Here is a 12,243-nt window from a genome sequence, read left to right on the forward strand (position 1 = left end):
CCAAACGAATAAAATAAAAAAATCCAAATTCCGGTTTGAACTGGAATTTGGATTTTAAATATTGGAATTTTTATATTCGTTTAGTCTAATACAAAACTTACACTAACATTTGCTGTAATTTCAATTTCACCGATAGCTAATGTTTCGTTGGACGCTCCTCCCATTGAATCTGCTTCTTTCATTCTCATTGCAGCATACATTGGCTGTGGACGGTAAACTTGAGAGTTATCAGAGATTGTAAAAGCCTTACCTACTTTTTGCCCTAAAACAGACACGTATTCTTCAGCTTTTACTTTAGCATCTTTCATTGCTAATTTTCTAGCTTCAGACTCGTATTGTGCTAATTTAGATGTTTCAAAAGAAACCTTATCGATTCTATTAATTCCTTGCTGAACCAAACCTTCCATTAACTCATCGTATTTAGCTAAATCTTTCACTACGATTTCTACCGTTTGTGTAGCATTATAAGAAGTTTTCTTTTTCTCATAATCGTACTGCGGATTAAGAGCTACTTGTTTTGTTTTGAAATCTGCTGTTGGGATATTCATTTTTTTGATGAATTTTAAAACAGCGTCCATCTTTTCGTCATTTTGTTTTTTAACGTCTTTAGCATTATTCCCTTTTGTTTCAACCGAAGCTGAAATACAAACCTGATCAGGTGCTACTTTTACTTTTCCTTCTCCATTAACATTAATTAGAGGTATTTGTTTGATTTCTTGGCCGTAAGACATAGTCATAAACATGATTGTTAAAAATAATACTAGTTTTTTCATTTTTGTTAAATTTTAATATTTAAAAAAGACATTTCAAAAGTTATGCCAGCATTACAATTTCCCCAATTTTGCCATTCCAAAAAGTATCAAAATTGGTATTGCAAGCAGGATTACCATCATTGTATGGTCGGTAAATAAAGAAGGTTGTTTGATCAAAGTAATTAAATATCCTCCTATAGCACCTCCAAAGTGTGCTGTATGCCCAATATTGTCATTTTTGGCTTTCATACCATAAATCGAGTATAATAAATACAAAATTCCAAAAATATAAGCTGGCATTGGGATGACAAAAAATATTCCGAGCATCATGTCGGGCTGCAATAATATTGCGGAATATAAAACTCCCGTTACAGCACCAGAAGCACCAACCGCACGATAACTATAATCATTCTTATGAAATAGCATAGTAAGAAGACTTCCAAAAATTAAACTCCCGAAATAAACCAAGATGAAAGAAAAATTGCCGAGCCAGCCTAAAACTACAGGAGCAAAAAAATACAATGTTAGCATATTAAAGATCAAATGCATCATGTCTACATGCAAAAAGCCAGAAGACAACATTCTAATTTGCTCTCCGGAACGAATGCTTCCTACATGGAATTCGTATTTTCTAAAAAAATAAAGATCGTTAAAACCTTTGTAACTAATAACAACGTTCGCAATGATAATCGCTATTAAAATAATATTCATAAGTAATAAGTATTGTGAATTATGATTTGTAAATATAATCATTCTTAAAGATAAGTTAGCAAGAATGCAAAATAGCAGTCGATAATCATTTTTAATTTATCTTTGCCAAAAAAAATTACATGCAGTTTCTTGTCTATATTTTAGCCTACCCATTACTTTGGCTTATCTCTATACTTCCTTTTCCTATATTTTACCTTTTTTCAGATTTTGTCTGTTTTTTGGTTTATAGAGTTATTGGATATCGCAAAAAAGTGGTTCGCGAAAATCTTGCGCTTACTTTACCTCATTTGAGCGATGCCGAAAGAAAGGTTATAGAAAAGAAATTCTACAAACATATGTGCGATATGTTTTTGGAGATGATTAAAACCATGAGCATGTCTCCTGAAGAAATGGAACGAAGATTTCATGTTACTAATATCGATCTTGTTTTGGATTATGCTAAAAAAGGAAAAAGTGTTATTCTGGTGGCTTCGCATTATGCTAGTTACGAATGGCTTTTGACTATTAATCCGAAACTGGGATTTCAGGGCGTTGCTGTTTACAAAAGACTGGCCAATCCTTATTTTGATAAATTGGTTCGAAAAATCCGTTCAAAATATAATACAGAAATGATCGAAACTAGAAAGGCGATTCCAACAATGGCAAAAAACCAGCGTGAAGGAGTTTTAAGCATGTACGGTTTAGCAAGCGACCAATCTCCAAAAATGGAAAGGATTTTTCATTCTATGAAATTTATGGGAGTTGAAGTTCCTGTACATACAGGTGCCGAAACATTGGCAAAAAAGTACGATTTGGCTGTTATATTTGTACAGGTAAAAAAAGTAAAAAGAGGGTATTATGAAGCAACTTTTGTTTCGCTTGCCGATAATCCAAAAGATTTTGAAAACTTCAAAATTACAGAACTGTATTTAAAAGAAGTAGAAAAACAAATTCTAGAAGCTCCAGAGTTTTATTTATGGACGCACAAAAGATGGAAACACCGTATTGAATAATCCTAAATAGAAAAAGCCTCTTTCGAAAGTTTCAAAAGAGGCTTTTGTATTTAATAATGCTAAAATCTTAGATTCCAGCAATTACTTTAATTTCATCAATAATTCGAAGTGCTAATTTGTCTGCAGCATCTTGAGAAGGCGCTTCAGTATAAATACGAATAATCGGTTCTGTGTTTGATTTTCTTAAATGAACCCATTCTGTCGCAAAATCAATTTTTACACCATCAATTGTCGAAATATCTTCATTTTTGTATTTCTCTGTCATTTGAGATAGAATCGCATCAACATCAATCTGTGGTGTCAATTCGATTTTATTTTTACTCATATAGTATTCTGGATAAGAAGCTCTCAAAGCAGAAACTGGCATTTTTTTGTTCGCCAAATGCGTTAAAAACAATGCAACTCCCACCAGACTATCTCTTCCGTAGTGCAATTCAGGATAGATAATTCCTCCGTTGCCTTCGCCACCAATTATTGCGTTGTTTTTCTTCATTAATTCTACTACATTCACCTCTCCTACTGCACTTGCTTCATAGCTTCCGCCGTGCGCTTTAGTTACATCTCTCAAGGCACGAGAAGATGACATATTAGAAACGGTATTTCCTGGAGTTTTGCTCAAAACATAATCTGCACAAGCCACCAACGTATATTCTTCACCAAACATTTCTCCGTCTTCGCTAATAAAAGCCAAACGATCAACATCTGGATCTACTACGATACCAAAATCAGCTTTTTCTTTTACAACAAGCTCAGAAATATCAGTTAAATGTTCTTTTAATGGCTCCGGGTTATGAGGAAAATGTCCGTTTGGTTCGCAGTATAATTCTACAACTTCAACGCCCATTAATTTTAAAAGTTTCGGAATGATAATTCCTCCAGACGAATTTACACCATCCACAACCACTTTAAATTTAGCTTCTTTAACCGCTTCGATATCAACCAATGGCAAGTTTAAAACTTCATCTATATGAATATCCATATACGCATCATTAGAAATAACTTCGCCTAAACTATCTACATCAGAAAAGTCGAAAGCTTCAGCTTCAGCAATTTCAAGAATTTTTGCACCGTCAGCGCCACTTAAAAATTCTCCTTTTGCATTTAATAATTTTAAAGCATTCCATTGTTTTGGATTGTGCGATGCCGTTAAGATAATTCCTCCGTCAGCTTTTTCCAAAGGAACAGCCACTTCAACGGTTGGTGTTGTAGAAAGTCCAAGATCTATAACATCTATTCCTAAACCAATTAAAGTATTCACTACTAAATTATGAATCATTGGTCCAGAAATTCTCGCATCACGGCCAATTACAACAGTCAATTTATCTTTAGCAATATTATTTTTTAAGAAAGTTCCGTAAGCCGAAGCAAATTTCACTGCATCAACAGGAGTTAGATTATCTCCCACTTTTCCTCCGATCGTCCCACGGATTCCAGAAATAGATTTTATTAGAGTCATTTTTGTGAGTTAGGGTTATTTTTTACAAATATAAAAAAGTTACTGAGTTACTAAGGCGCTAAGTCTCTAAGATTTTAAATTTAATCTATAAGAAACCACTTATTTCTCGTTATTTTTATAACAAAATGATTTAAAAAAGTTTTTATACATTTACTAAAATAACGTCAGAATCTTAGCCTCTAAGGTTCTTAGCAACTTTAACAAAAATGAATTTCTTAGCCCACATATACCTTTCTGGAGAAAATGATCTGATTAAAATAGGAAATTTTATGGCTGACGGAATTCGCGGAAAACAATTTGAACATTTTCCCGAAGATGTACAAAAAGGAATTTTACTGCATCGATTCATTGATACCTATACCGATTCTCATGATATTTTTAGAACCAGCACCAAACGTCTTCACGACAGATATCATCATTATGCTGGCGTAATTGTCGATATTGTTTATGATCATTTTTTGGCCAAAAACTGGACAAAATATTCAGATGAAGAATTAGAACATTTTGTAAAGCGATTTTATCATTCTTTGCATGATAATTACGAGATTTTAACCGAAAAAACACAAGGTTTAATGCCTTACATGATTGAAAGAAACTGGCTGGTAAGTTATCGTACAACCGAAGGAATCCAGCATATTTTGACGCAAATGGACAGAAGGTCGAAAAATATTTCTCAAATGCAATTTGCTGTTGAAGAACTTATTGAGTTTTATGATGAATTTGAAGAAGAATTCACCCTTTTCTTTGAAGAAATGAGAGTAAAAGCCAAAGAAAAACTACTTTCTCTCTAGCCTAATTTAATTATATTGCAAATGAAAAAAATTACATTTTTAATAGCCCTTTTATATTTCAATAGCAGCAACGCCCAAGAAGCCTTTTCAAAACCAACAGGATTGGTTGTTACAAAAGCAATGGTCGTTTCTGCTCGCGAAGAAGCTTCAAAAATTGGTGCCGACATTATGAAAAAAGGAGGAAATGCTTTTGATGCCATGGTCGGAACTGAATTGGCTCTTGCAGTTGCTTTTCCGTTTGCAGGAAATATAGGTGGCGGCGGATTTATGGTTTACAGAAAAGCAAATGGCGAAGTCGGTTCTTTGGACTATCGCGAAAAAGCGCCACTTGCAGCCACAAAAGATATGTTTTTGGATAGCGAAGGGAATGTTATAAAAGGAAAAAGCACGCAAACAGCTCTTGCTATTGGTGTTCCTGGAACTATTGCAGGCGTTTTTGCCGTACATAAAAAATATGGAACAATGCCTATTTCTAAAATTTTAGAGCCCGTTATTGCTTTGGCAGAAAGAGGTGTCATTGTAACGAAAAAGCAAGAGAAAAGTATAAAAGACTATCATGAAAGCATTGTAAAAATAAACGGCGAAAATTCGCTTGTATCAGGCAATTTCAAAGAAAATGACACGATCAAGTACCTAGCTTTAGCCAAAACTTTAAAAAGAATTCAGAAAAAAGGAAGAAATGAATTTTACAAAGGCGAAACTGCTAAAATCTTAGTCGATTATCTTCAGAAAAAAGGCGGTATTATCACGATGCAAGATTTAGCCAAATATGAAGCGAAATGGAGAAAGCCGCTTCAGTTTACTTATAAAGATTTAAAAATCATTTCGATGTCTCCTCCAAGCAGTGGTGGAATTTGTCTGGCGCAAATCTTAAAAATGTTGGAACCATATGATTTAGCAAAAATGGGACATAATTCTCCAGATGCCATTCAGGTAATTGTTGAAGCCGAAAGAAGAGCATATGCCGACAGAAGTTATTTTTTAGGCGATCCTGATTTTGTAAAAATTCCAATGAAAGAGTTATTAGACCAAAACTATCTGCGCGATAGAATGGCAAGTTTTAATCCTGAAAAAGCAACTTTATCTACCGAAATTAAAGAAGGAAAAATAAATTATGCCGAAAGCACAGAAACCACACATTATTCTATCGTAGACCAATTCGGAAACGCAATTGCAGCTACAACCACTTTAAATGACGGCTATGGTTCTAAATATTACTGTGATGAATTAGGCTTCTTTTTGAATAATGAAATGGATGATTTTAGTGCCAAACCTGGTTCGCCAAATATGTTTGGTTTGGTCGGAAATGAAGCCAACAGCATTGCGCCGCAAAAACGCATGTTAAGCTCTATGACACCAACAATTGTAGAAAAAGACGGAAAACTTTTTATGGTAGTTGGAACTCCAGGCGGTTCAACCATTATTACTTCTGTTTTACAAACGATTTTAAATGTTTACGAATACAAATTAAGCATGCAGGAAGCTGTAAATGCTCCGCGTTTTCATCATCAATGGCTGCCCGATTTAATAACTTTCGAACCTAATACCTTTGAAACGAAAACTATAGACAAGCTAAAAGCTAAGAGTTACATTATCAACGAGAAACCTACTCCAATTATCGGAAAAGTAGATGCCATTTTAGTTTTACCTGACAATAAATTAGAAGGAGGAGCAGATTTTAGAGGTGACGACACAGCTGTTGGTTTTTAAATTGATTCTTGATTTTATTTTTTTTAAACGAGATTAAAATATAATTTTGTAAGATCGCTAATTTTTAAAACATAATGATAAAAAAATATTTCAGACGACTTGAAAGTATAATTGCTTTGGCTCAATCTTTAATGACACCCAAACAATTTCTGTTTTTATCTAGTGTTTTAACTGGAATATCATGTGCCTTTGCGGTAATTATCCTGAAAACATTCGCACACAGCGTTTTTTCTTTTGCAACTTACATCAACGGAATTCTAAAATTAAGTTTCATCAATAGTATTTTGCCTATTATTGGTATAACACTAACTGTTTTTGTAGTAAACAAAGTCCTTAACGGAAGTATACAAAAGGGAACTTCACAGATACTTTATGCTGTTGCTAAAAAAGCAAGCATTATTCCAAAAAAACAGATGTATGCCCAGATTGTTACCAGTTCGTTAACGGTTGGTCTTGGAGGTTCTGCTGGTTTAGAGAGTCCGATTGTAATTACAGGAGCCGCTTTTGGTTCTAATTTTGCTCAAAACTATAAGTTACAATACAAAGACAGAACACTTTTAATTGGCTGTGGCGTTGCCGCCGGAATCGCTGCCGCATTTAATGCACCCATTGCAGGAGTCCTTTTTGCTATTGAAGTCCTATTGGTAGATGTTAGTATTTCTGCTTTTACCCCTATTATGATTTCTGCTGCAACAGGCGCCTTGGTTTCTGCAATTGTTTTGGACGAGAGCATTTTATTGAGCTTCAAAAAACAAGAAACATTCGATTACCATAATATTCCATTTTACGTTCTTTTAGGAGTTCTAACTGGATTGGTCGCTATTTATTACTCGAGAAATTTCCAAAAAGTAGAGCATTATTTTGCCAAACAGCAAATTAATCCATATAAAAAAGCTTTGATCGGTTCATCGTTATTGGCTTTATTAATTTTTATTTTTCCAACACTATTTGGTGAAGGTTACGAAAGCATTAAAACATTATCTGATGCAGATCCTGGACTTTTATTAGATAATACTTTATTTGCCGATTTTAGAAATAATCAATGGGTTTTACTTTTATTTGTTGGAGCAACAGCAATGGTTAAAGTTTTTGCTTCTGGATTAACCATTGGCAGCGGTGGTAATGGAGGAAACTTTGCTCCATCTCTTTTTTTAGGATCTTATTTGGGCTATTTCTTTTCTAAATTGGTTACTCTGATTGGCTTATCTAAACTTCCTATCAGTAATTTTACAATGGTCGGAATGGCCGGAATTCTAAGCGGTTTATTTCATGCTCCTCTTACTGCTATTTTCTTAATCGCAGAAATTACTGGGGGCTACGGACTAATGATTCCGCTTATGATTGTTTCTTCAATCAGTTTTGCTATTTCTAAGCGTTACGAAAAGTATTCGCTTGACGTAAAAGGATTAGCTAAAAAAGGACATGCTTTTACGAGCAATAAAGATTCTAATATTTTATCCACTTTAGAAATTGACACTATCATTCAGTGCGATTACCTAACTGTTCATCCAGATGAAAACCTAAGCAAATTAGTAGACCTGATTTCACATTCTAATCAAGTTGTTTTTGCGGTTGTCAATAATGATAAAGATTTGGTTGGAGTGGTTCATTTTAATGATATTCGAGAAATTATATTTAACTCTTACCGTGTAAAATATACTTTCATTAGAGATGTAATGAAAGCGCCTTCTGCTACAATTTCTACACTTGACAGCATGGAAATTGTAATGCGCAAATTTGAAACCTCAAAATCTGCTTTTCTTCCTGTTCTACGAGATGGAAAATATCACGGATTTATTTCCAAATCAATAGCGCTTGAAGCTTACCGAACAAAACTTCGTTCTATGACGATTGAATAGTCTTAATATCGGATACGTTAAAAATTTTATTTATCCGATATTAAGAAGTACCTTTGTAGGATTATGTGGAACATAGACCTAACATACAGAGAAGAATTTCAATCAACTTTTAATCGGTTGTACCAAAAAAGGCAGGAACTGCAAAACAGCAGACCATTGCCTAATATTGCTTTGAATAAAATACGAGAAAGTCTTTCTCTAGAATGGACTTATAACTCAAATAGCATCGAAGGGAATACACTTAGTTTGAGAGAAACCCAAATGGTTATTCAAGAAGGAATTACCATTAAAGGCAAATCGCTACGTGAACATTTTGAAACCCATAATCATGACAAAGCTATTGATTACCTCTACTCTATTGTAGACGAAAATTACAAGCTCAGAAGTATAGATATTCTCTCTATTCATGGTTTGGTCATGCGTTCTATAGAAGAAGATTTTGCAGGCAGAATTCGTAACGGAGGAGTTCGAATTTCAGGAGCCAATTTTATGCCTCCAAACGCTAATAAAGTCTCTGATTATCTCGACGAATTGATCGAGTTTATCAATACAAATCCGTTAGGTTTAAACGATATTGAACTTGCAACAATTTACCATCACAAACTAGTCTGGATTCATCCTTTCTTCGATGGAAATGGGCGAACGGTTCGACTAAGCATGAATTTACTATTAATGCGCTGTGGCTTTCCGCCGGCCATCATTCTAAAAAATGATTGCAAGAAATACTATGAAGCACTTAATCAAGCCAACAATGGCAATTATCAGAAACTTGCTCTTTTAATGTGTCAAGCACTGGAACGAACATTAAATATTTATCTAGGTGCAATGCCAGGAAGCAATTATGATTATCAATCGATCCAAAATATAGTTAGCGAACCTGATACGCCTTACGGCCAAGAATATGTTAGCTTACTGGCCAGAACAGGAAAAATTGATGCTTATAAAGAAGGCCGAAATTGGTACACCACCAGAGAAGCCATAGAAAACTATATGGCAACCCGAAAAAGAAAGCGCTAGTTTTAAACTAGCGTTTTTTTGTTACTAATTGTAACATAAAGTTTTGCTATCGAGCACTAAAAGAACAAATCAAAGTGGTAACTTTGCGTTTTGCTCAAAATTATGTTAGACAAAGACAATACTATTGAAGTTCTTGGTGCAAGAGTTCACAATCTAAAAAATATCGACATATCTATTCCGCGTGAAAAACTGGTTGTAATTACTGGTTTATCGGGTTCGGGGAAATCTTCTTTGGCATTTGATACTATTTATGCCGAAGGACAGCGTCGTTACGTTGAAACTTTTTCTGCCTACGCGAGGCAATTTCTTGGCGGATTGGAACGTCCTGACGTGGATAAAATCGACGGGCTTTCTCCTGTAATTGCGATTGAACAAAAAACGACGAGTAAGAGTCCGCGTTCTACAGTTGGAACAATTACTGAAATTTACGATTTCTTAAGGCTTTTGTACGCTCGTGGTGCTGATGCCTACAGTTATAATACAGGTGAAAAAATGGTTTCGTATTCTGATGAGCAGATTAAAGATTTGATTATTCAGGACTACAACGGAAAACGCATCAATATTTTAGCACCGGTTATTAAAGCCAGAAAAGGACATTATGCCGAATTGTTCCAGCAGATTACCAAACAAGGATTTTTAAAAGTTCGTGTAAACGGAGAAGTTCAAGATCTTGTGGCAGGAATGAAATTGGATCGTTACAAAACGCACGATATTGAGATTGTGGTAGACAGAATGGTGATCGAGGACAATCCTGACACACAAAAAAGACTTGCAGAAAGCATTAATACCGCGATGCATCATGGTGAAGATGTCTTGATGATTTTAGATCAAGATTCTAATGAAGTGCGTTATTTCAGTAGAAATTTAATGTGTCCTTCAACAGGAATATCGTACCAGAATCCAGAACCAAATTTATTTTCGTTCAACTCTCCAAAAGGAGCTTGCCCGCATTGTAATGGATTGGGAACTGTTCATGAAATCAATGTTAAGAAGATTATTCCAAATCCGAAATTATCTATAAAAGCAGGTGGTTTTGCTCCACTTGGCGAATACAAATCTTCTTGGATTTTCAAACAATTGGAAACCATTGGAGAAAAATTCGGATTTAAAATTACCGATGCAATTGAGAAAATCCCTGAAGAAGCAATGCAAATGATTTTGTATGGCGGAAAAGATAAATTTTCTATCAATTCTAAAGATCTTGGCGTAACGAGAGAATATAAAATCGATTTTGAAGGAATTTCTAATTTCATCAAAAATCAATATGACGAAAGCACTACAACCAGCATAAAACGCTGGGCAAAAGATTTTATGGACGAAGTTAACTGTCCTGTTTGCGACGGTTCACGTCTTAAAAAAGAAGCTTTGTTTTTTAGAGTAAATGAAAAAAATATCACCGAGCTGTGTGATATGGATATTTCAGATTTAACAGCTTGGTTTCAAGATCTAAATAGTCATTTGACTGACAAACAGCTTTTAATTGCTTCTGAAGTTGTAAAAGAAATCAAAGACCGATTGAACTTCCTGATGAATGTTGGTTTGAATTATTTGGCTTTAAGCCGAAGTTCAAAATCGCTTTCCGGCGGTGAGGCACAGCGTATTCGTTTGGCAACACAAATTGGCTCACAGTTGGTTGGTGTTTTATATATTTTGGACGAACCAAGTATTGGTTTACACCAAAGAGATAACGAAAAATTGATTCATTCTTTGGAACAATTACGCGATATTGGAAACTCGGTTATTGTGGTTGAACATGATAAAGACATGATCGAAACAGCTGATTATGTCATTGATATTGGGCCTAAAGCAGGTAAATATGGAGGAGAAATCATCAGCATTGGAACTCCAAAAGAAACTTTGGCATCGGATACTATTACCGCTCAATATCTGAATGGTAAAATGAAATTTGAGATTCCGAAGAAAAGAAGAAAAGGAAATGGCAAATTTTTAAAACTGACAGGAGCAACTGGAAATAACCTGAAAAATGTTTCTATTGAAATACCTTTAGGTCAATTAACCTGTGTGACGGGAGTTTCAGGAAGCGGTAAATCGACTTTGATTAATGAAACGCTGTATCCAATTTTAAATGCCTATTATTTCAATGGCGTTAAAAAACCGCAACCTTACAAAAAGATTGAAGGTTTAGAACATATTGATAAAGTAATTGATATCGACCAAAGTCCGATTGGTAGAACACCGCGTTCAAATCCAGCGACTTATACGGAAGTTTTTACAGAAATTAGAAATTTGTTTACCATGACTTCTGAAAGTATGATTCGTGGTTACAAAGCGGGACGTTTTAGCTTTAACGTAAAAGGTGGACGTTGCGAAACTTGTGAGGGTTCTGGCGTAAGAACAATTGAAATGAACTTTTTACCAGACGTTTACGTAGAATGCGAAACGTGTCAGGGAAAACGTTTCAACAGAGAAACTTTAGAAATTCGATACAAAGGAAAATCTATTTCGGATGTTTTGGATATGACGGTTGATGAAGCGGTTCCGTTTTTTGAAAATATTCCGAAAATTTACAGAAAAATCAAAACCATTCAAGATGTTGGTTTAGGTTATATTACCCTTGGACAACAAAGTACAACGCTTTCTGGCGGTGAAGCACAACGTATTAAACTGGCGGGAGAATTATCTAAAAAAGATACTGGAAATACATTTTATATCCTTGACGAACCTACAACGGGATTACACTTTGAAGACATCCGTGTTTTAATGGAAGTAATTAACAAACTGGTTGATAAAGGAAACACCATTCTTGTGATCGAACATAATATGGACGTTATCAAACTTGCTGATTATATTATCGATATTGGCCCTGAAGGCGGAAAAGGCGGCGGACAATTGGTTGCTAAAGGAACTCCAGAGGAAGTAGCTCAGAATAAAAAGAGTTATACTGCTAAGTTTTTGAAGAAAGAATTGGAGTAAGAATTAGACACCCAATACATC

The 12,243-nt window shown here is 34.8% G+C and carries 9 protein-coding genes; 6 read left to right on the forward strand and 3 right to left on the reverse strand.

Going from position 1 to position 12,243, the window contains the following annotated elements:
- Positions 1 to 80: 80 nt before the first annotated feature.
- Positions 81 to 773, reverse strand: coding sequence for an SIMPL domain-containing protein (locus M0M44_RS20805; protein WP_248727443.1), 693 nt, complete (start codon positions 771 to 773; stop codon positions 81 to 83).
- 51 nt (positions 774 to 824) lie between these two features.
- Positions 825 to 1,463, reverse strand: coding sequence for a rhomboid family intramembrane serine protease (locus tag M0M44_RS20810; protein WP_248727444.1), 639 nt, complete (start codon positions 1,461 to 1,463; stop codon positions 825 to 827).
- 119 nt (positions 1,464 to 1,582) lie between these two features.
- On the opposite strand from M0M44_RS20810, the gene M0M44_RS20815 reads away from it, so the two are divergent.
- On the forward strand, positions 1,583 to 2,455 hold the full coding sequence (locus tag M0M44_RS20815) for a lysophospholipid acyltransferase family protein (RefSeq protein WP_248727445.1): 873 nt from the start codon (positions 1,583 to 1,585) through the stop codon (positions 2,453 to 2,455).
- 67 nt (positions 2,456 to 2,522) lie between these two features.
- Here M0M44_RS20815 and glmM read toward each other — a convergent pair whose 3' ends face one another.
- Positions 2,523 to 3,911, reverse strand: a complete 1,389-nt coding sequence (gene glmM / locus M0M44_RS20820) for a phosphoglucosamine mutase (RefSeq protein WP_248727446.1) — start codon at positions 3,909 to 3,911, stop codon at positions 2,523 to 2,525.
- Between the two features lie 206 nt (positions 3,912 to 4,117).
- Between glmM and M0M44_RS20825 the strand changes: the two genes are divergently transcribed.
- The 5 genes from M0M44_RS20825 to uvrA all read left to right on the forward strand — a co-directional run bounded on the left by M0M44_RS20825 (position 4,118) and on the right by uvrA (position 12,222).
- Positions 4,118 to 4,702: an acyl carrier protein phosphodiesterase gene (locus M0M44_RS20825; RefSeq protein ID WP_248727447.1), complete on the forward strand. Its 585-nt coding sequence runs from the start codon at positions 4,118 to 4,120 to the stop codon at positions 4,700 to 4,702.
- Between the two features lie 21 nt (positions 4,703 to 4,723).
- Positions 4,724 to 6,412, forward strand: coding sequence for a gamma-glutamyltransferase (gene ggt / locus M0M44_RS20830; RefSeq protein ID WP_248727448.1), 1,689 nt, complete (start codon positions 4,724 to 4,726; stop codon positions 6,410 to 6,412).
- A gap of 74 nt (positions 6,413 to 6,486) precedes the next feature.
- Positions 6,487 to 8,271: a chloride channel protein gene (locus M0M44_RS20835; RefSeq protein WP_248727449.1), complete on the forward strand. Its 1,785-nt coding sequence runs from the start codon at positions 6,487 to 6,489 to the stop codon at positions 8,269 to 8,271.
- A 63-nt stretch (positions 8,272 to 8,334) separates the two neighbouring features.
- Positions 8,335 to 9,288 carry a Fic family protein gene (locus tag M0M44_RS20840; RefSeq protein ID WP_248727450.1) on the forward strand — a complete coding sequence of 318 codons (954 nt, stop codon included), beginning with the start codon at positions 8,335 to 8,337 and terminating at the stop codon, positions 9,286 to 9,288.
- 102 nt (positions 9,289 to 9,390) lie between these two features.
- A complete protein-coding gene (gene uvrA, locus M0M44_RS20845) occupies positions 9,391 to 12,222 on the forward strand; it encodes an excinuclease ABC subunit UvrA (RefSeq protein ID WP_248727451.1) in 2,832 nt (943 codons plus the stop codon).
- The last annotated feature ends 21 nt before the right edge of the window (positions 12,223 to 12,243 follow it).

The sequence above is a fragment of the Flavobacterium humidisoli genome (assembly GCF_023272795.1).
Lineage (GTDB): Bacteria > Bacteroidota > Bacteroidia > Flavobacteriales > Flavobacteriaceae > Flavobacterium > Flavobacterium humidisoli.